The sequence below is a fragment of the Sporichthyaceae bacterium genome (genome assembly GCA_036269075.1).
Classification (GTDB): domain Bacteria; phylum Actinomycetota; class Actinomycetes; order Sporichthyales; family Sporichthyaceae; genus DASQPJ01.
Map to the genome: position 1 here is coordinate 50,967 of DATASX010000059.1, position 19,225 is coordinate 70,191.

22 protein-coding genes are annotated in these 19,225 nt (G+C 67.3%); 14 read left to right on the forward strand and 8 right to left on the reverse strand.

Annotated elements, in window-relative coordinates; translation table 11 throughout:
• Positions 1-43: 43 nt before the first annotated feature.
• From cimA to VHU88_10630, 9 genes are all read left to right on the forward strand, one after another.
• Complete coding sequence (gene cimA / locus VHU88_10590) at positions 44-1,648, forward strand: citramalate synthase (GenBank protein HEX3612123.1); 1,605 nt, start codon at positions 44-46, stop codon at positions 1,646-1,648.
• 392 nt (positions 1,649-2,040) lie between these two features.
• Positions 2,041-3,147 carry an NAD(P)-dependent alcohol dehydrogenase gene (locus VHU88_10595; protein HEX3612124.1) on the forward strand — a complete coding sequence of 369 codons (1,107 nt, stop codon included), beginning with the start codon at positions 2,041-2,043 and terminating at the stop codon, positions 3,145-3,147.
• 151 nt (positions 3,148-3,298) lie between these two features.
• Entirely contained in the window at positions 3,299-3,736 is a 438-nt protein-coding gene (locus tag VHU88_10600) for a hypothetical protein (GenBank protein ID HEX3612125.1), read from the forward strand.
• Positions 3,733-4,191, forward strand: coding sequence for an ester cyclase (locus tag VHU88_10605; protein ID HEX3612126.1), 459 nt, complete (start codon positions 3,733-3,735; stop codon positions 4,189-4,191). The genes VHU88_10600 and VHU88_10605 overlap by 4 nt, the downstream gene beginning before the upstream one ends.
• A 34-nt stretch (positions 4,192-4,225) precedes the next feature.
• Positions 4,226-4,489: a toluene-4-monooxygenase system B family protein gene (locus tag VHU88_10610; GenBank protein HEX3612127.1), complete on the forward strand. Its 264-nt coding sequence runs from the start codon at positions 4,226-4,228 to the stop codon at positions 4,487-4,489.
• Positions 4,490-4,509: 20 nt separating this feature from the next.
• On the forward strand, positions 4,510-4,791 hold the full coding sequence (locus VHU88_10615; GenBank protein ID HEX3612128.1) for an MmoB/DmpM family protein: 282 nt from the start codon (positions 4,510-4,512) through the stop codon (positions 4,789-4,791).
• A gap of 125 nt (positions 4,792-4,916) precedes the next feature.
• A complete protein-coding gene (locus VHU88_10620; protein ID HEX3612129.1) occupies positions 4,917-5,936 on the forward strand; it encodes a hypothetical protein in 1,020 nt (339 codons plus the stop codon).
• Between the two features lie 43 nt (positions 5,937-5,979).
• On the forward strand, positions 5,980-6,288 hold the full coding sequence (locus VHU88_10625; protein ID HEX3612130.1) for a Rieske 2Fe-2S domain-containing protein: 309 nt from the start codon (positions 5,980-5,982) through the stop codon (positions 6,286-6,288).
• A 194-nt stretch (positions 6,289-6,482) separates the two neighbouring features.
• Entirely contained in the window at positions 6,483-7,703 is a 1,221-nt protein-coding gene (locus VHU88_10630) for a CoA transferase (GenBank protein ID HEX3612131.1), read from the forward strand.
• 36 nt (positions 7,704-7,739) lie between these two features.
• On the opposite strand, the gene VHU88_10635 is transcribed toward VHU88_10630, so the two are convergent.
• The 8 genes from VHU88_10635 to VHU88_10670 all read right to left on the reverse strand — a co-directional run bounded on the left by VHU88_10635 (position 7,740) and on the right by VHU88_10670 (position 13,615).
• Positions 7,740-9,425: a helix-turn-helix domain-containing protein gene (locus tag VHU88_10635; GenBank protein ID HEX3612132.1), complete on the reverse strand. Its 1,686-nt coding sequence runs from the start codon at positions 9,423-9,425 to the stop codon at positions 7,740-7,742.
• Entirely contained in the window at positions 9,412-9,990 is a 579-nt protein-coding gene (locus VHU88_10640; GenBank protein HEX3612133.1) for an MEDS domain-containing protein, read from the reverse strand. The genes VHU88_10635 and VHU88_10640 overlap by 14 nt, the downstream gene beginning before the upstream one ends.
• Before the next feature lie 84 nt (positions 9,991-10,074).
• Positions 10,075-10,236 (reverse strand): YHS domain-containing protein, encoded by a 162-nt coding sequence (locus VHU88_10645; protein HEX3612134.1) that lies wholly within the window; start codon positions 10,234-10,236, stop codon positions 10,075-10,077.
• A gap of 121 nt (positions 10,237-10,357) precedes the next feature.
• Positions 10,358-11,014 (reverse strand): hypothetical protein, encoded by a 657-nt coding sequence (locus VHU88_10650; protein HEX3612135.1) that lies wholly within the window; start codon positions 11,012-11,014, stop codon positions 10,358-10,360.
• A 618-nt stretch (positions 11,015-11,632) separates the two neighbouring features.
• Positions 11,633-12,088: a hypothetical protein gene (locus VHU88_10655; protein HEX3612136.1), complete on the reverse strand. Its 456-nt coding sequence runs from the start codon at positions 12,086-12,088 to the stop codon at positions 11,633-11,635.
• Between the two features lie 36 nt (positions 12,089-12,124).
• A complete protein-coding gene (locus VHU88_10660; GenBank protein ID HEX3612137.1) occupies positions 12,125-12,733 on the reverse strand; it encodes a hypothetical protein in 609 nt (202 codons plus the stop codon).
• A 14-nt stretch (positions 12,734-12,747) separates the two neighbouring features.
• A complete protein-coding gene (locus tag VHU88_10665) occupies positions 12,748-13,203 on the reverse strand; it encodes a hypothetical protein (protein ID HEX3612138.1) in 456 nt (151 codons plus the stop codon).
• A 1-nt stretch (position 13,204) separates the two neighbouring features.
• Positions 13,205-13,615 (reverse strand): SCP2 sterol-binding domain-containing protein, encoded by a 411-nt coding sequence (locus tag VHU88_10670; protein HEX3612139.1) that lies wholly within the window; start codon positions 13,613-13,615, stop codon positions 13,205-13,207.
• A gap of 504 nt (positions 13,616-14,119) precedes the next feature.
• Here VHU88_10670 and VHU88_10675 point away from each other — a divergent pair.
• The 5 genes from VHU88_10675 to VHU88_10695 all read left to right on the forward strand — a co-directional run.
• Positions 14,120-15,781: a hypothetical protein gene (locus VHU88_10675; protein HEX3612140.1), complete on the forward strand. Its 1,662-nt coding sequence runs from the start codon at positions 14,120-14,122 to the stop codon at positions 15,779-15,781.
• 174 nt (positions 15,782-15,955) lie between these two features.
• Entirely contained in the window at positions 15,956-16,357 is a 402-nt protein-coding gene (locus VHU88_10680; protein HEX3612141.1) for a hypothetical protein, read from the forward strand.
• Complete coding sequence (locus tag VHU88_10685) at positions 16,354-17,334, forward strand: MoxR family ATPase (GenBank protein HEX3612142.1); 981 nt, start codon at positions 16,354-16,356, stop codon at positions 17,332-17,334. The genes VHU88_10680 and VHU88_10685 overlap by 4 nt, the downstream gene beginning before the upstream one ends.
• Positions 17,335-17,387: 53 nt before the next feature.
• Positions 17,388-18,290, forward strand: a complete 903-nt coding sequence (locus VHU88_10690) for a vWA domain-containing protein (GenBank protein HEX3612143.1) — start codon at positions 17,388-17,390, stop codon at positions 18,288-18,290.
• A gap of 349 nt (positions 18,291-18,639) precedes the next feature.
• On the forward strand, positions 18,640-19,225 hold a 586-nt coding region (locus VHU88_10695; GenBank protein ID HEX3612144.1), incomplete at its 3' end, for a DUF222 domain-containing protein.

The following is a 19,225-nucleotide window of genomic DNA, read 5'->3' on the forward strand; positions in this document are numbered from 1 at the left end:
GGGGTTTTTTGTTTGTCAGGGGCAAGCGAACAGGAGAAGCACGATGAGCACGGTCTTCACTACCCCGGCGGTCGGTGACGCCTTCCACGTCTACGACACGACGCTGCGCGACGGTGCGCAGGGCGAGGGCATGGCGCTGACCGTGGCGGACAAACTGGCGATTGCCCAGCACCTTGACGACCTCGGTGTCGGGTTCATCGAAGGTGGCTGGCCCGGTGCCCTGCCCAAGGACACCGAGTTCTTCGCGCGCGCTCAGCAGGAACTGAAGCTCCGGAACTCGGTGCTCACGGCCTTCGGCTCCACCCGCAAGGCAGACGGAAAAGCGGCCGACGACCCACAGGTTGCGGCGCTTCGCGACTCCGGGGCCGGCACGATCTGCCTGGTCGCCAAGAGCCACGACCGACACGTCCTGCGGGCGCTGAAGACCACGCTCGACGAGAACCTCGCGATGATCCGCGACACCGTGGCACACCTGCGGGCCGCGGGTCGTCGGGTGTTCGTCGACGCGGAGCATTTCTTCGACGGCTACGCGGCGAACCCGCACTACGCCCTCGAGGTCGTGCGCACCGCGGCCGAGGCCGGAGCCGATGTCATCGTGCTCTGCGACACCAACGGCGGGCAGTTGCCCAGCCGGCTGATGGATTCCGTCGGTGAGGTGCTGTCCCGCTCCGGTGCCCGCTTGGGCATCCACTGTCACGACGACGCCGGCTGCGCGGTGGCGAACACCATCGCAGCGGTGGAGGCCGGCGTCACCCACGTGCAGGGCGTGATGAACGGTTACGGCGAGCGGTCCGGCAACGCGAACCTGGCCACCGTGGTGGCGAATCTCGAACTCAAGATGGACCGCCTCGTACTCCCGCAAGGCAGCCTCGGGGAGCTGCGCCGGGTCAGTCACGCGATCGCCGAAGTGGCCAACCAGACGCCGCGCCACCAGTCGCCCTACGTGGGGGAGAGCGCCTTCGCGCACAAGGCCGGGCTGCACGCCAGCGCCATCAAGGTCGACCCGGACCTCTACCAGCACACCGACCCGTCCAAGGTCGGAAATGACATGCGGATGCTCGTCTCGGAGATGGCCGGCCGGGCCAGCGTCGAGCTCAAGGGCCGCGAGATGGGTCACGACCTGTCCGCGGACAAGGATGCGCTCGGCCGGGTCGTCGAGCGGGTCAAGGAACTGGAGGCCCGTGGTTACTCCTTCGAAGCCGCGGACGCCAGCTTTGACCTGCTGGTCCGCCAAGAGCTCGACCCGGGTGCGGTGAGCACCTTCGAGTTGGAGTCCTGGCGTGTCATCGTGGACCGCGACGGGGCGGGCACGGTGCGTACGGAGGCCACCGTCAAGGTGCATGCGGGCGGACGGCGGATGGTCGCCACCGGCGAGGGGAACGGCCCGGTCAACGCGCTGGACACCGCGCTGCGGCAAGCGCTCGAACAGGTCTACCCGGATCTCGCGCACCTTGAACTTCTCGACTACAAGGTGCGCATCATCGAGGGCTCGCACGGGACCGGCGCGGTCGTGCGGGTTCTGGTGGAGACGACCGACGGCGAACGTGAGTGGGACACCGTCGGCGTCCACGAGAACATCATCGAGGCGTCCTGGCAGGCCCTTGCGGATTCCGTCACATATGGACTGCTGGCGCGGTCCGCCGGCTGAGCCGAACAGCTCCAATTCCGACGTCGCGGGCAGGCACCAAGCGCCCGCGACGTCGCGTTTTGCGGCCGGTGGGGCTCGCGGATCGACCCGGAGTGACGCGGCTCACAGCCGGTCCGGATCAACTCGGCGCGTCCGAAGTAGCCCACTTCACAACGCGATGCTGTGGCCAAGGACTGCCGACGCCGAGAAGAATTCCCTGGTCAGCCGGTACGGCTGACCAGGCCCGTGCTGATTGGCCGTCGCGACCGAAGCCGCGACCGAAAGTCCGCACGTAGTGTCTGGTCCGCCGAAGCTTGCAGGCGCGCCCGGACCGTCCCCCCGTCCCCCCGGCGCGCGCCTGTCGGGCAAGTACCGCAAACGGCGTTCCACTCGTGCGAGCTTGGAGTAATCAGGTGAAAATCACTGCTGCGGTCTGTCGTGGTCAGGGCGAGGATTTCCAGATCGAGGAGGTCAACCTGGCCGACCCCCGTGAGGACGAGGTCCTCGTCCGCAACGTGGGTGCCGGTGTTTGCCACACCGACCTGATCTGCCGGGACCAGTGGTATCCCGTCCCGCTGCCCGCCGTGTTCGGTCACGAGGGTTCGGGTGTCGTCGAGGCCGTCGGCAAGAACGTCACCCGGGTCCAGCCGGGCGACCACGTGGTCATGAGCTACATGTCCTGCGGCATCTGCAAGTCCTGCACCCTCGGCCGCCCCGCCTACTGCGCCCAGCTCTACGGCGCCAACTTCTCCGGCGGCCGCCTGTCCGACGAGTCCAGCGCGCTCACCGACGCCAAGGGTGAGCGGCTGTCCGGTCACTTCTTCGGTCAGTCGTCCTGGGCCAGCCACTCCATCGCCTACGAGCGCAGCGTCGTCAAGGTCGACCCGGCCGCTCCGCTGGAACTGCTCGGCCCGATGGGTTGCGGCATCCAGACCGGCGCGGCCGCAGTGCTGAGCACGTTCAACCCGGAGCTCGGCACCTCGATCGCGATTTTCGGCGCCGGCTCGGTCGGTCTGGCCGCGCTGATGGCCGCCAAGGCCGTCGGCTGCACGACGATCATCGCGGTCGACATCAAGCCGCAGCGCCTCGAGCTCGCCAAGTCCCTGGGCGCGACCCACGGTGTGAACGGCGCCGAGGTCGACTCGGTCGAGGCGATCAAGGAGATCACCGGTGGCGGTGCGGACTACTCCATCGAGCTCACCGCGAGCCCGAAGGTCGCCCGGCAGGCAATCGACAGCCTCGGCACTATGGGCACCTGTGCGCTGATCGGCGCCGCCGCCCTGGGCACCGAATACAGCTTCGACATGAACGACGTCATGCTGGCCGGCAAGCGGATCGTCGGGCACATCGAGAGTGGCAACCTCTCGCCGCAGATCTTCATCCCGCGTCTCGTCACGTTGATGCAGCAGGGCAACTTCCCGCTGGAAAAGCTCGTCACCACCTACAAGCTCGACGAGGTCAACAAGGCTGCGCACGACACCGAGGCCGGCGTCAGCGTCAAGCCCGTCCTGGTGTTCTGAGGGTTCGCAATGCCCAGCCCGCTACGGACCCAATGGCGTAGAGCGCGAAGCGCTCTACGCCGCGAAGCGACGCGGAGCGTCGCAATGTAACTGTCTGACGTCCCCTCAGCTCTCTACTGCGTAAGGAATCCCAGATGAAGGAGCACACCCGATGAGTGCCAAGGCAGCGGTGGAGGCCTTGGTCGCTGCCGTCGCGGCGCGGGACATCGACGCGGTCGCGGCGGCCACCAAGGGCGGCAAGATCGACATCGTTCCGCTGAACATCAAGGGCGCGGCCAGTACCAAGGCCAAGGAGTTCTTCGAACCCCTGTTCACGGCTTTCCCGGACCTCGAGATCATCGTCGGGAAGACCGTCCTGGCGGGGGAGAAGGCTCTGATCGACGTGGTTCTGACCGGCCCTCAGAAGGAGCCGTTCTTCGACGTCCCCAACCGCGACGGCCGCATGCTGGAGTCCCGGCAGGCGTGGAGCATCGAGGCCGGCGGCAACACGGTCGCCTCGTTGAAGGTCTTCTTCTGCACGAATGAGCTGAAGTGGAGCCTCGGCGCCAACAAGACCTACGAAGAGGCGATTGCGGGGGTGCGGGCATGAGCAAGCGTTCGGACGCCGCGACCAAGACGGTCGAGGACTTCTTCGCGGCACACAAGAAGCGCAGCACGATCGCGATGGCCGACCTGTGCACGCCACGCGCTAAGTTCGACTACGTCCCGTTCGTGCAGCACGACCGGACCCGCCGGGTCTCCGGCACCGGCTACGTGAACGGCGTCGGCCGCACGGTCTGGGGCCTGGGTTTCCGTGCTTTCCCGGACCTGACCAACAAGGTCAACGACATCTACGCCGATGACGACGGCAATGTCGTCGCCGAGGTCACCATCTCGGGCACGCAAGCCGCGCCCTACCTGACGGTGGCCGCCACGGGGAAGAAGTTCTCCGAGCGGCATTTGTTCCGCTTCCACGTCGACGCGGGGGGCAAGATCGACGACGTGACGTCCTTCTGGGACGCCGGCGGCATCAACACCCAGCTCGGGCACGACGAGCTCGACTGATCCGGCGCCTGCGACTCAGAGAGGAAAAGGAACTGTGAGCGACGAAGTTCAGATGATCCCGGTGAATGCCTGGTTCAAGGGCGACCACATCACCCACCTGGTGGTCTTCGAGTCCACCGACACGATCCCGCAGGCGATCGAGAAGGTCACCGACCTGATGATCGGCAAGCGCTTCTTCAAGCGCCAGGGTGCCGAGTACAAGATCTCGTACGAGGGCACGCCTGTCCCCAACGACATCACCGTGGGGGAATCGATCATCCAGCCGCTGGGTGAAGTCACCGTCGAGTACGCCAACTAGGCACGGAAGGGAGATCGAACATGCCAGGAGTTGGCCCCATCCTCCGAATGAGCGACGAGATCGACGGCATCATCCAGGCCGCCCGGGACGACAACCCGGACAAGGAGGTTCGCGTTATCGACCGGCACGCCTACGTGCGCATCGAGTGCGACCCACCGATGCTGCTCACCCGCTCCTCGATCGAGAAGGAACTCGGTCGTGACTACCCGATGCGCGAACTGGAGATGCTGATGTCCTCGTTCAACGGGGTCATCGACAGCTCGAACTCCGACCAGCTGATCTGGACTCGAAAGAAGGTCTGACAGCGCACATTGCGGCTTTCTGGCCGGGGCTCGGGCAGGCCCTCGCTCCGGCTCAGTTCAGCCGCTGTGGCACCGACCCAACGTCGCGCCGGAACCGCGCGACCCGTCCCACTCAGGAGTGTCAAGTGGCCAGCAGGCTGCGGACCTGGTCCGCCTTCGGCGACATCCGTCGCCGTCCGAGCGAGTACGAGATCGTCACCCACCAGCTTCACTACAGCATGCGCAAGGGCCGCGACGCGCCGTACGAGGCGAACCCCGCGGCCCCGATGAACATGTGGTTCTCCACCTACCGCGACGACTCGCCGCTGGCGTGCGAGGACTGGGACGGGTTCCGCGACCCCGACCAGTACACCTACCGCGAGTACTGCGCGCGCCAGGACGAGAAGGAGGTCGTGGTCCGCGAGCTGTGTTCGGAGTTCCACGACCGGGGCCACGACGGGAAGCTGTCCAAGGATTGGGTGAACACGCTTCGCACGGTGTTCACGCCGGGCCGGTACCCGTTGCACGGCATGCAGCTGATGGCCGCCTACGTCGGGCAGATCGCCCCGTCCTCGTACATCACCAACGCGTCGTGCTTCGAGGCCGCGGACTACGTGCGTGCGGTCTGCGTCGTCGCCTATCGCACCCGTGAGCTGCAGATGGCTCACCCGAAGGCCGGGTTCGTCGACGGCGAGCAGGCCACCTGGCAGAGCCAGAAGGAGTGGCAGCCGGCCCGGAAGATGATCGAGGAGGCGCTGGTCGCCTACGACTGGAGCGAGGCGTTCACCGCTCTCAACCTGGTCTTCCGGCCCACGCTGGAGTCGGTCTTCTACAAGACCTTCTCCGAGGTTGCCAGCAAGAACGGCGACGAACTCACCTCGCTGCTGCTGGCGAACCTCAACGACGACAACGAGCGGTCCGCGCGGTGGAGCGCGGCGTTGTGCCAGTACGCGATCGGGCAGGACAAGAAGAACGCCGCCGTGCTGCAGCGGTGGGTCGACAAGTGGACCCCGGCCGCCGACGAGGCTGCCAAGTCCGTTGCCTCGATGCTGAACACCATCCCGGCGGAGGGCAAGGCCGATGTGAAGAAGGCCACGGCCGCGGCCAAGGGTGCCCGCGCAGCCCTGCTCGAGCGCTGCGGGCTGGCTGGTGGTACTAAGAAGTGAGCAAGCCGAACCGGCTGCGACACGAGTGCAACGAGGTGGCGACGTGAGTAATTGGGTCGACGTCTACGACGACGACGAGCTGTGGGACGGCGACATCGCCGGTGTCACGGTCGGCAAGGAGAAGGTCCTCATCTGCCGGAGCAACGAGAAGTTGCTCGCTTTCCAGGACGCTTGCCCCCACAAGGGCACGCCGCTGTCCGACGGCGACCTGTCGGACGGGGTGCTGACCTGCAACGTCCACCTCTGGGAGTTCGACGTCGCCAGCGGCGACAGCGTGAACCCCACCGGGGAGAAGCTGACCTGCTTCGCCGTCCGTGCCAACGGCGGTCGCATCGAGGTCGAGATCCCGTGAGCTGATCCTCGGCCCCGGGAGCGTCATATGGTCCGTCTCACCCGCCACAAGCCGTGGGGCAGACAGAACGGCGCCGGGCATATGGCCCGTCTCACCCGCCACAACCTGTGGTGGAGTGAGACGGGCCATATCGCTTTCGGCGCGGTGCGTTCACACTCGTTCAGACATATTTAGTCCCAGCAACGGAGCCCCACATGACGCGCCGCCCACTCGAAGGCGTACGGATCATCGCGCTCGAGCAGTACGGCGCCGGCCCGTACGGCAGTGTGCACCTCGCCGACCTCGGAGCCGAGGTCATCAAGATCGAGGATGTGCCCACCCGGGGCGACATCGGCCGCTACGTGGTGCCCTTCCAGGAGGGCGAGGACTCCCTGTTCTACGAGACCTTCAACCGCAACAAGAAGAGCCTGGGCCTGGACCTGCGAACGGCCGGCGGCCGGGCGGTCTTCGAGGACTTGGTGAAGGTCTCCGACGCCGTGTACTTCAACATGCGTGGCGATGTCCCGGAGAAGCTGCGGATCCGGTACGAGGACCTCCAGCACCTCAACCCGAAGATCGTCTGCTGCTCACTGTCCGCGTTCGGCATGTCCGGCGACCTGCGCAACGAGCCGGGCTACGACTACATCCTGCAAGCCATGGCCGGCTGGATGTCGCTGACCGGGGAGCCCGACGCCCCGCCCGCGAAATCCGGGCTGTCGGTCGTCGACTTCGCCGCCGGTCTCGCTGCCGGCTACAGCCTGCTCGCCGGTCTGTTGGCCGCCGGTCGCACCGGCGTCGGCATGGACTGCGACGTCAGCCTGTACGACGTCGCGATGTCGTTCCTGAGCTACCCGGGCACGTGGCACCTGACCGGTGGCCACGAGCCGCAGCGGATGGGGCGCTCGGCGCACCCGTCGCTGGTGCCGTTCCAGGCGTTCCAGGCCGCCGACGGCTGGGTCGTCATCGGCTGCGCCAAGGAGAAGTTCTTCCAGCGGATGTGCGATGCGTTCGAGCGTCCCGACCTGCCCGACGACGCGCGTTACCGGACCTTCACGGACCGGTTCACCAACCGCGAAGCGCTGATCGAGGACCTCGATGCGGTGATCGCGGAGTACACCGCCGACGAGGTCGTCTCCCGGATGCGCAAGGTCGGCGTCCCGTGCGGAGCGGTGCTCTCGGTCTCGCAGGCGCTCGCCCACCCGCTGGCCGAGCAGCGCGGCATGATCGTGCGCACCGAGCATCCGCACTGGGGCGAGATCCGCCAGCCGGGTTCGCCGATCCGCGTCGGTGAAATGCCGACCGAGCACCGGCGGGCCCCGCGGCGCAACGAGGACTACCGCTACGTCCTGCACGACATCCTCGGTTACGACGAGGCGCAGATCGACGAGGTGACCGGCACCGGTTCGGTCGGCCCGATCACCCCGGTCGTGCCCTGACCCGCTCCCGCCAGGAGCAGTGGCGGCCTCGGACAGCTAGCTGGTGCGGCCGACCTGCTTCGTCGGGCCGGACAGGGCCTCGAGTGTCAGCCAGATCCGAGTCGCCAGATGTAGGTCGAAGCGCGTCGAGCCGTCGTTGAGGTTGTACTCGGTGAGCTCGCGGATCCGCTGCAGGCGGTACTTCAGGGTGCTGCGGTGGATGTTCATCCGCTCGGCGGTGTCGTCGTACTTGCAGCCGCAGTCGAAGTAACGCGCCAGGGTGAGCACCAGCGCCGACTTGTGCTCGTTGTCGTACTCGATCAGCGTGCCGAGCTTCTCCTTCATGAATCGCTCGACCTCGGTGAGATTGGTGACCGAGGAGAGGATGCGGTAGATCCCCAATTCCTCGAACGCCAGCACGGGATCGGTGAAGTTCGACGAGATCGCCGAGGACAGGTCGGAGACGAACTGCGCCTCGCGGTAGGAGTTGTGGATCTCCCACACGTTCGGGTACTTCGAGCCGATCGCGATCCGGCAATTCTCCTTGGCCAGCTCGGCGTCGATCGCGTGCTGCAGGTCGGTCCAGGTCATGTCGGTGTGCGCCATCACGATCACGCAGTCCGATCGGCCGACCATCAACGAACCGACGTCGAAGGCGCGGACGTGGCGGTTGACGGTCCGCAGGAATGAGTCGGAGATCCGGGAGCGGCGGGCGCCGGAGACGATGATCGCCCGGTGCGGGCGCTGCGAGTCGTAGCCCAACGCATGCGCTGTCGCTTTGACCGCGGTCTCCTCGGCGCCGGCCAGCAGTTCCTCGGCGAAGTCGCGGTGGGTCCGCAGTTCGATCTCGGCGATGCTGCGCAGCCGGGCCAGTTCCATCGACAGCACGGTCGCCGCGTACTCCAGCGCGGCCAGGTCGCCCTCGGTCGCCCGCTTCTCCGGGTCGATCAGGGCGATCACCCCGCGGACGTCGATGTGCGGGTTGGCCAGCACCATCCAGGCGTTGCGGCGGTACACCGCCCGGCGCACCGTGGCCAGCACCCGGATGAGCTCCTTGCGGGCCTCCGGGGTCTCCTTGTCCGAGATCGCGTCGCCGATCGGGCCCGCGGTGGCCCGTACGTTGCCGTGCGCATCCTGAATGACCACCGCCAGCCCGCACAGCCGGTGCAGGACGTCGGCTATGCCGGCCTCGCCGCGGTCGGAGGCGGCGACCTCGTTCAGCCGGCGGTGGGTCTCCATCACCTTGGTCAGCGCACCGACCGTGGACTCCAGGCGGGAGTTCAGCCCGGCCATCTCCTCGGCCGTGGCCCGCTCCGCCGCGAACAGCTCGGCCTTGGCGATGATCGTTCCGCACAACTGGGCCAGCACGGTGAGCAGGAACCGCTGCTCGTCGTTCGGGGTCGACGGACCGGCCACGACGAGGAACAGCCGCGAGTTGTCGGTCGGGCTGTTCAGCGGATATGCCCACCCGAAAGGGAACTGATCGACCGTCAGTTTTCCGCCGGCCGGGGACAGCTCGGCCAGCTGCTCGTCGACCCCGTCCGGGGCGCGGTCGAAGTAGCTGCCGGAGTCGGTCGGGTGCCAGACGGCGACGAGCTTGCACGGCACGATCGACGGTGCGGCCGTGGTGGCCAGGTGTACGACCTGCCGCGGGGAGTTCGACTGGGAGAGGATCAGCGAGAGGACGACAACCGCGTTGACCGAGGACAGCTGCTCGGCGCGGGTGGGATCAGGCGCTGACACCGCGAGCCTGAGACGGTGGTGCGGTGAAGTACGGGTTCGCGATCGCCAGCCCGTTCAGCAGCACCTTGGCGTGCGTCCGCAACACCTCGACGACCAGGGCCCCGTCGAACCGGTCGAGGTCGTAGAGGCACACGAACGTCGCGCGTTGCTTGGGGGACAGGGCGTTCACCTCCGCCTCGTAGGCGAACACCTCGCTGGTGTCGACGCCGGAACGGATCACCCAGCTCATGTCGCCGAGCAGGCGCACGTCGCGGTAGCCCGCGTCCCAGGCCGCCGACACCGATTCGTGCAGCCGGTTCAGCATCGTCTCCTTGGAGAACGTGCCGTTGGGCAGGTAGGCCGCGTCGACGTCGCAGAACTCAATGTGCCGCAACTGCGCGGGGATGCCGTTGGCGAAGCGGTCCCGCAGCGTCGCGGACTCCTCGACGAAGCAGACGCACTTCTGTCCGGATCGCGCGCCTTCGGTGACCCACGCGGCAGTGAGTTCGTCGCACGCTGCCTTGCCGCTGTAGAAACCGCAGACGTGGTCGCCCGGGAGCAGCCCCAGGCCGTCGGGACGTAGCACCAGGGCCTCCTTCCGTGCGTGTCGGTTCCTTCGATGGTAACGCCCGATCGGCGAACGGCGAACCCTCGCGTTCGCCGCTCGGGGTCAGCGGCCCGGCGGGTGGCCGATGTAGAGCGCGGGCTTGCGGTCGAAGGTCTTCTTGCAGTTGTTGCAGCAGAAGTAGTACGTGATCCCCTGGACGGTCGAGGACGGAGCAGTCGTCGGGTCCACCTTCATCCCGCAGACCTGATCTTTGGTGTCGGACACGGTCACCTCCGGGAGTCGCGTTCCAGATCGGCGACGCGGTCGGGCCACGTTCGAACGACCGTCACGGCGCCGGCTTGTTCGAGCGAGAGTAGCTGTTCGGGCAGGGCGGCGGTCAGTCGGTTCAGGTGCGGTCAGGGGTCTGCACGAGGGTGTCCGCGCGGAAATTCGTGATGCCGTGCTTGGCGATGGCGGCAGCGAGCTGGACGGCCGCGGGTGAGGGCTCCGGGCTTCCGGTCAGCGGTTCGACGGTGAAATCCACCAGCGTGCCCGACTGGCAGCCGTCCACCGCCACAACAGGATCGGTCGGCGTTCGCAGTCCGCGTGCGCCGAGCCAGCCCGCCGGCAGACCCTTGACCGCGCCGGTAATGGTTCCGGAGGCACGGAACCAGGTGTTCATAGCTGCGACCGCTTGATCGCAGGGCATGTTCCCCACGTCGATGACGTCGACCGCTGCCCGCAACGAGGGGCTGTTCGGGTCGACGAATCCGGAGTAGGCGACCACGGTCCAACTGGAACCCAACTGATTCGTGTGGGCAGCGTCGAGGCGCAACTCACGCGCGATGAGCTCGCTAGCCAACGGTCCGTCCGGGGACGCGTCGGCCATCGGGCTGAACCCGGTGCTCGAGAGGTAGGACAGGTTGAGCTCGCGGGTCGGCACCTTTGGCGGGGGCGAGGCGCCGGCTGGGATGCCCGAATGATCGTCGGAGCTCTCCACGACGAAGGCGCCGACCAGCAAGCCCACCACGGCCACCAGCGCGCCCACAACCACCGTCGGCAAGCCGAACAGCGTCCTGGAGGCCGCGATCGGACGGGCCGATGGGTGGTCTTCCGCACCGCGGCTCGGGGCGACGGACGGATCATCCGGGGGCGAGCTCGGTCGAACCCTGGGTGCCGTGGGGACATGGGGGACCCACCTGTCCCGGCCGGCTGTCCAGGGCCGGGCAACCCCAGCGTGATCTCGTCCGGCAGGAACATGATGTGGAGCACCACTCGGTGACCGGCCCGCAGTGCCGCGACGGAGTCCTCCAGCGGCGCTTCGCCGGCGGCCGTGCGACGACGCAGTTCCTCCCGACCGTTCGCCACGAGGAAGCAGCAGGCACCGATCGCCAAGCCGGTGAAGAACGCGGCGAAAAGCGCCGGATCGATGTACCCGTGGCCGCCGACCAGATAGGCGCGGTCCCCGGCCACCGCCCAGCGCTGCCCCGGTTTCGGGGACGAATACGCATTCGCCGAGAGCTTCCCGTAAGGGCTGGACAGGAAATACCCGTTGTCGTTTCGACCGTGGTACTCGCCGACCACGAACGCGTCGCGACCGATCGTGACCGTTCTCCCGTGGCCGTGCGCGGCGTTCCACGCTCTTCCGACGTCGTACCACCCGCCGAATGCCACGAAGGGTCTACAGCGCGGAGGCCAGTGCGGACCCGAATCCGATCAACGACTTGCGGCGCAGGATCGGGACGAGGCCGCGCGCGTCGTCCTGCCCGCTGCACACGATGGGCTCCTCGCCCGACATCACCACCGGCACCAGCGCGGCAGCGACGCGGCCGACCGGCGGGACGAACTTGAGTCCGATCAACGTGGCAAGGACGAATACGAACGCCGATGCGGCCACCACCAGGCCGAGCAGAAGGTGATCGTCCATGGCGCGGCGCAGGCTCGAGGAGGTCGACAGCCCCCGCTGCGCTGCCCAGACAGCCAGGGCCCATCCGGGAACCGCCAGGAACCAGAACCGCAGCACCGCTCGCAGGTGACGGCGCATCCGCACCATCGTGAGCAGTCGCAGCGCGTCGACGTCGTACGGCTCGGGATTGCCCATCACCGCGAACCTCGCCGCCGACCCTGCGGTGTCCATCACGACCCACCCTCTCCGAAGCGGAGCGTCGATTGATCAGGTGTCGGCCAGGCTACGGTCGGGGGTCGAGCACAGTGTCCAGCAGGTCAGGTCGGACCGGCCGACCGCGGCCCGTTCGGCGCGCACCGACATCCCGAGGCCGGTGTAGAGCGAGACGGCGCCGGGATTGGTTGTCGTGGTCCACAGTGGTGCGGCCGCCTCGCCGGACTCGCGCAGGATCCGGGTCAGCAGGCGCCTTCCGTGGCCCGCACGGCGTTCGCCGCGCGGCGTACCGATCCAGTGCAGGAACCAGTCCTCCGGCTCCGGGGCGTCCGCGGCCTCGGCGAGCGCCGCGGCCAACTCGACCCCGGTGGGCCCGGCGTGGCGGTTGAGCACCTCGAACAATCGGTCGTCGAGGCGGGCGACGCAGTCCTGGCAGTACCCGGTCGTCCAGACCGCCACAGCCGGGCCGTGGGTCCCGACGTGGGCCAAATCGCAACCGGTGAGCACGTCCGCGACGGCGTCGAACCAGTCGGTCAGCGCTCGCGCGGTGTCTCGGGGGAACAGCGCAGCGAAGGCGGGATCGTCGGCGAAGGCGGAGGCAAGTGTCTCGGCCACGAACACGCGCAAGGGCCGCCCTGCCGGAACGGCAGCGGCGGCCCCCATGGGTGGTTGGTCGCTCAGTCGGCGACCGAGACCAACGCGATCGTGCGCAGCGAGGCGACGGTGTGCGTGAGCAGACCCTTGACCACGAGCTTGTGGGTCGCGATCTGCCCGAGCACCTTGCCACCACGCTTGGTGAAGAAACCGACCGGCAGCAGGCCGCCGGCCTTCATCTTCAGCTGTGAGACATCGAGGATCTGGTCCACAGTGGCGTGGACCGCGACACTCGGGTTGCCTTGCAGCCCGTTGTGGACGATTGCGCCATCCTGTCCGAACTCCACGGTCGCCTCGGTTTCGGTGTCCGTGGAGATCACTGCCACCTCGCGCTTCATGCGCCGCGCGACCTTGACCAGCTCCGGCTTGTTGGCGAAGTTCTGGCCGAGGAGCATCTGCAGGATGCCTGCCACACCGTTGGCGTCCTGCCCGGTGCAGCAACCGCTCTCACAGAACGAGACGGGGTAATCGTCCGACACCTCAGATGTCCCAGTCGGTGTCGACCTGGCCGAAGGACAGCAGGAAGTTGTTGAACGCGCCGGCGTTCTGGATCGCCAGCTGGATGTTGCCGTCGAGGATCTTCAGCTTGCCGCCCATGAGCAGCTTGCCACCCTCGGTACGACCCTCGGCCGCCTCGCGGAAGTGCTCGATCTTGCCGCCGAGGCCGAAGGCGATCTCGCTGTCCTCGTGGATCGGCTTGGTGGTCCACTCGGTGACCTTGCCCGCGTTGAAGGTGAAGTAGGTCTTCGTCTCCGGACCGTCCAGCACCTTGAAGTACATCTTGTGCGTGAACGAGCCGGCGTCCTTGAAGCCCTTGTAGACGGCCTCATTGGCGTTGATCTTCGCCATGACTTCCTGGCACCACTCTTCGGAGAAGAACTTAACTGCCATGCTGGTCGATCCTCCAGGATCAAGTTCCGGGACTGGTTTCGGCTCGCAGCGGATCGGCCTCGGAGCCCATCCGCGTCCACCTCATTTTGGTCTAGCACTGGTGATCGAACCCAGGCGGGCCGGGCCGGCCGACGAGAACACGAGGAGCGGCGACCAGACCACCGAGGTGACCAGCCCAACTTGGCAGGTCAGACAGCCAGGTGCAACCTTCCGGAGAGAGGCGTCCGCCACGCCAGGTCTGTGGACGGTCCGGAAGCCGTCCGAACACCCGCTCGGGGGGTCCGGCAGTGGCGCAGACCACATTTCCAGCCATGCCCCATGGGGGTTTGGTCCTGGCGGGGCGAACACGTCGGCCGGGTTTGCCGAACGCGGTCGTTACCTGTGGGTGAGGCTGTGGACAAGGCTGGCAGAGCCAAGGAGGCGACAGCCCCGGCTGCCAGTGTCGACGTTCCCAAGGGGGCGTCGTCCGCCCTCCCCGCCAGTGGAAGCAAAGGAGCACTACTCGTGCCTGACGCAGCACCCACGCTGCCGGGCGACAGTGCGGGCGAGTTCCCCGCCCGCGTCATGTCGTCCGATGACATCATCCCAGGCAAGGGCTACCTGACCGATGAGGCCATCGGTTGGTTGACCTACCTGGATCGCAAGACCACGTTCGACGACAGCTGGTTCAAGGACGACAGCGTCCACCCGTCATGGGACAACATGACCGGCGCGCCGATCGGTGTGTACCACCGCTACGACCTGTCGTACGCGACGTACGCCCTCGGCCTGATGGCCGAGAACACCCCGGCGTGGCGCGAGGAGTACGGCAAGGTCCTCGGCTACATGGCCGACCGATTCCTCGAGTACTGGGCGATGTGGGACTGGATCGAGAACTCCGGCCCGGACCCGAACCGCGCGAACTACCCGGCTGAGGCCGCTGTCCTGTTCCCGCCGGGGTACATGGGCAAGTACGACATCCCCGGCTGGGCAGGCAACGGCATCGAGCCGTACCAGTACGACCCGGACCCCGTCCGCGGCAACGGCGCCTGCAACCTGATGTACAAGGGCTACCTGAACCTGGTCATCAGCTTCTTCAACTACGTCACCGGTGACTCGAAGTACGACACCGACTTCAAGGTCGCGTACGACAAGGACACCGTCTACACGTACAACCACCGCTCGCTCAACGAGCTCATCGCCAACCAGCTCCGGGCCAACATCACCGGCCTGGGCTGCGAGGTCATGAAGATCTACCCGTGGTGCAACAACCTCACGGGTATGGCTTCGAGGTTCTACGACGTCATGCACGGCACCAACATGTCCTCGGCCTACGAGGGTTGGAAGCGTTGGTACCGCGAGAATGCGATGTCGCCGAGCTACGGCACCGAGCCGGTCGACAAGCACGCACTGTACTGGGACCCGACCATCAACGTCGAGGAGCAGGGCCTCGCGTTCCCGGACGCCACCGGCTACGTGATGAATGGCGAGGAGCACCAGTTCGCCTACAACTGGTGGGCGAACGCGTACCACCTCTCGGGCCTGGACCGCGAGCTCGGCGAGCGCGTGTTCAAGGGCGCGAAGAAGAAGTTCATCGAGTTCCAGAAGGACGGCTCGGCGTTCTCGATCGGTCTGCCGGGGCTCGCCGGCGACTACCAGTACGCCACCATCTGCGCGACCTCGGCCGCGCAGGAGTACGGCGACACCGAGTTGTTCGAGGGCCTCAACCTGCACATCCAGAACAACTACGAGCCCACGTGGGACGCCCCTCGCGGCGAGTTCTTCTTCCACCTGGGTCTGGGCGAGGACTGGCCGCGTGGCCAGCTCAACGACTGGCTGCTGCCGGCGTACACCGCCACCAAGCCGGGTCAGTTCGGGAACATGTTCAGCAACCCGAACACCGAGAAGTTCCGCCTCCCGACCCTCGTGGGCGTGGACTTCCCGACCCTGCGCGTTCGTCAGGCGACCTCGGACGCCAACGCGTTCTACGGCGCGTTCACGTCCGTCGACCGCGCGAAGCTGGGCGAGCCGACCTCCTACAAGGTCACCAAGCTCACCCCGGGTGCGAAGTACCAGGTCGCCGTCTCCGGCGCCCCGGTCACCGAGACCAACGCGGACGCCAAGGGCGAGATCTCGATCAAGGCCAAGATCGGCACCCACACGACCATCGTTCGGCGCATCGGCTGACGACAGGTCGTTAGTCAGACCCTGGCAGTTGTTCAATTCGGCCGCGATCGTCGTCCGGGGCGGGAAATGCACCCGCTCCGGACGCCGCTCGGCCGGCGTAACTGTCCTGGCGGCGCACCGTAGTCTTGCGGTGCGCCGCCAGGACGAACTTTTTCCCGGCCCAGGAGATTCCACGTGTACATGCCCTCGCCCTACACCGCGCTCGTCCGAGCCTTCCTGCGGAACCTGGAGGCCGGTCGGTTGGAGCAGGCGGACTTCGAGCCGCTGGTCTCCGACTCGAGCGTGCTGCATGCGCCGACGGTCGGGGAGGAGAACGTCGACCACGTTGGCGTCGCCGGGTTCGCCGAGTACTTCGCCGACCTGGCCAAGAGCTCGGGCGGCACGCTCGCGTTCAAGCCGCAGTCCTTCGAACTGCGCGACCGGGGCGCCGTCTCGTTGGTGCACGCGGTCGGATCCCGCGACGGCGCTGAATTCGTCGAGCACGTCCGGGTGATCCTCGGCCTGGCCGAGGGCCGCGTCCGCGAGCTCTGGCTCGACCCGGGCGACCGCGCCTCGTTCGCCAAGCACCTCGCGTGACGAACGCCCAGCCGTTCGGGGCGGCGCTGCTGGCGCAGGTCGCCGCTGATGTGACGGGCCGTCAGGAGGAGTGCGAGGCAGTGGTGGCCACGTTGGCCGCCACGCGGCACCTGGTCCTGGAAGGGCCGCCGGGGACGGGCAAGTCGACGCTGCTGCGCAGCCTGGCGCACCACTCCGGGGTGCCCTTCGTGTTCGTCGAGGGCAACGCCGAACTGACGCCGGCTCGGATCGTCGGCCACCACGACCCCAGCCGGGTCCTGGCCGAGGGGTACACCGCCGACGCGTTCGTCGCCGGCCCGTTGGTGCGCGCGCTCCAGGAGGGCGCGCTGTTCTACGTCGAGGAGATCAACCGGGTCCCCGAGGAGACGCTGAACACGCTCATCACCGTGATGAGCGAGGGCGAACTGCACCTGCCCCGAGTGGGCCGGGTCGTCGCCGCCGACACTTTCCGCCTGGTCGCGGCAATGAACCCGTACGACGCGGTCGGCACGTCCCGGATCTCCAGCGCAATTTCGGACCGGGTCTGTCGTGTTTTTGTCGACTACCAGTCCTCCGAGGACGAGGTCGAGATCGTCGAGCGGCGCACCGACGTCGACAACCGGCCACTGGTGACCGCGGTCGTGAACCTGGTCCGGGCGACCCGCAAGCACCCGCAGATCCGCGTCGGCTGCTCGGTCCGTGGCGCGATCGACCTGATCCTGGTCGCTCGCAGCCTGGCCGAGTTGAAGGACCTGAGCATCGGCGACCCCATGGTGACCAAGCGCGCGGTGATGACCGCGCTGTCCGGCCGGATCCGGGTCGACGAGGCCACCGACCGCAGCCCGGAGGAGATCCTCCAGGAACTGTGGTTGATCCACCTCGGGGGCGAGATCGGCGGCGGCGGCCAGGTCGGCCTGGCCGCTCCGCCGTCACGAACCCGATCGAATTCGGCGCAGCGCGACAGCCAACGGCCCCCGGGAAAAGCGACCGCCCCGTAGGGGGCGACGAGGACGAAGTCACCGCGTCCAGCAACATCCTGACGGGGTCCCAGGTGGCCGCGGCGGTGAACATGGACCGCCGCGAGGTGTGGACCCGCGAGGAGCTCAAGCAGTACCCGCTGCTGCAAGACCTCGTCGCCGACCCCGGACAGGTCGACCGTGGTGCGCTCGCCGACGCCATCGACGCCGACCTGGATCAGCTGCTCGATCTGATGCCGCATCTGGCCAAGGCCAAGGACGGCGCGTTGCGTCGCGTTGCGCGCGAGGTCGCGGGGCGGTTGGTGATCCGCTTCGCAGAGGCGGCCGGTGGCGCCGCGTCCGGCGACGGGAAGTGGCGCTCGGCGCGCTGGACACCCGGTGCCGAGGTCGATCTGGAGGCAGTGCTCGAGGAACTGCTGATCGCACGCAGTCTCGGTGAACCGCTGGACGTCGAGCACCTGCCGGCCCGGATGTGGCAACGGCGCCCGACCGCGTTGTGCCTGGTCGTCGACAACAGTGGGTCGATGGGGGCGTCACGGCTGTCCGCGGCCGCGGTGACCACGGCGGCGCTGGCCATGCGGGCCCCTGCGGACTTCAGCGTGATCGCGGTTGCGGACAAGGCGTTGGTTCTGCGGCAACAGGGGTCGTCGAGGCCGGTCGAGGCGATTGTCGATGACCTTTTCGGGCTTCGCAGTTATGGCTGGACGAATCTGGCCCTCGGGCTCACGGCGGCGCGAGCACAGTTGGCACGGTCGAATGCGGGACGGAAAATGACGCTGCTGCTGACGGACGGTCAGGCCAATAAAGGCCTGGACCCGGTGGTCGAAGCGGCGCGCTTGGAGTTGGTGCACGTCATCGTTCCCGGCGTGGCGAATGACCAGTGTCGCGAAATCGCCCGGGCGGGCCGCGGCACCGTGGTCGAATTCGGTGGGCTGAAGGAAGCGCCCGGGGTTATCAATCGGCTGCTGCGGGCTTGAGCCTCCTTAGGTCGTAGCTGATTCAGAGTCAGATTCCATCTGCTCCGGTTGGGGCGCGGCATCTGCAGGAGATTCTGTGCAGGTCAATGCGCCGGTTAGGCCGGCAGGGGTTTCGGGTCGGTGGGATTGTGTCAGGTAGGGGAATCGGTTCTTCTCGGCGGGCGATTCTGGTTGGCGGATTTGTTCGTTCGCCGGTTTTTGTCGGTGGCCTGGATTAATATTGGGTCATGGATAACGCGGTGCTCGGTCGGTCTCGGAATTCGAGACTGCTCTGACCGCTGCGCGGAAATACCTCGAGAACGAGCTGTGGTCGTGTTCGGGGTCTGAGGTCTCGGACCTGCTGCGGCAGGTGCATCGCCTGCGCGCCCAGGTCGAGTCCATGGAACTGGCCGTGCTCCGCGAGGTGATCGAGCGTGGGGTCCCGGCCGAGGTCGGCGCGGTCGATGCCCACTCCTACCTGATCGGTGCCCTGACCATGTCCCCGACCGAGGCCGCCACCACCGTGAAACTGGCCGAGGCCCTCGGGTCGAAGCTGGCCGACACCGGACTTGCTCTTGCCGAGGGGCTGATCTGTCGGGACCGGGCCAAGGCCATCGTCGAGGTGGTGGCGGGACTGCCGCTGGTGGCTTCGAGCGAGCAGCAGGTCGAGGTCGAGGAGATCCTGCTCGAGCACGCCGCCCAGCTCAACGCCACGCAGATCCGCAAACTGACCAAGGTCCTGGAGCACTACCTCGACCCCGACGGCGTGCAACCCCGCGAGGAGACCGCCAAGGCCAAGCGGGTGCGTTCCTGCGCCCCAACGGGGACGGGACCCAGACCCTGCGCTGGGTCGAGACCGAGGAGAACATGGCCCTGCTGCAGGCCGCCTTGGAGCCCCTGTCGGCTCCGCGACCGGCCGAGGACGGCGCCAAGGACACCCGCTCCCCGGCGCTGCG

Bases quoted from the DNA above. Each gene is read 5' to 3' on its own strand.
- cimA (HEX3612123.1), top strand. From the start codon at position 44: ATGAGCACGGTCTTCACTACCCCGGCGGTCGGTGACGCCTTCCACGTC.
- VHU88_10600 (HEX3612125.1), top strand. From the start codon at position 3,299: ATGAGTGCCAAGGCAGCGGTGGAGGCCTTGGTCGCTGCCGTCGCGGCG.
- VHU88_10605 (HEX3612126.1), top strand. From the start codon at position 3,733: ATGAGCAAGCGTTCGGACGCCGCGACCAAGACGGTCGAGGACTTCTTC.
- VHU88_10615 (HEX3612128.1), top strand. From the start codon at position 4,510: ATGCCAGGAGTTGGCCCCATCCTCCGAATGAGCGACGAGATCGACGGC.
- VHU88_10630 (HEX3612131.1), top strand. From the start codon at position 6,483: ATGACGCGCCGCCCACTCGAAGGCGTACGGATCATCGCGCTCGAGCAG.
- VHU88_10655 (HEX3612136.1), bottom strand. From the start codon at position 12,088: ATGGACACCGCAGGGTCGGCGGCGAGGTTCGCGGTGATGGGCAATCCC.
- VHU88_10660 (HEX3612137.1), bottom strand. From the start codon at position 12,733: ATGGGGGCCGCCGCTGCCGTTCCGGCAGGGCGGCCCTTGCGCGTGTTC.
- VHU88_10670 (HEX3612139.1), bottom strand. From the start codon at position 13,615: ATGGCAGTTAAGTTCTTCTCCGAAGAGTGGTGCCAGGAAGTCATGGCG.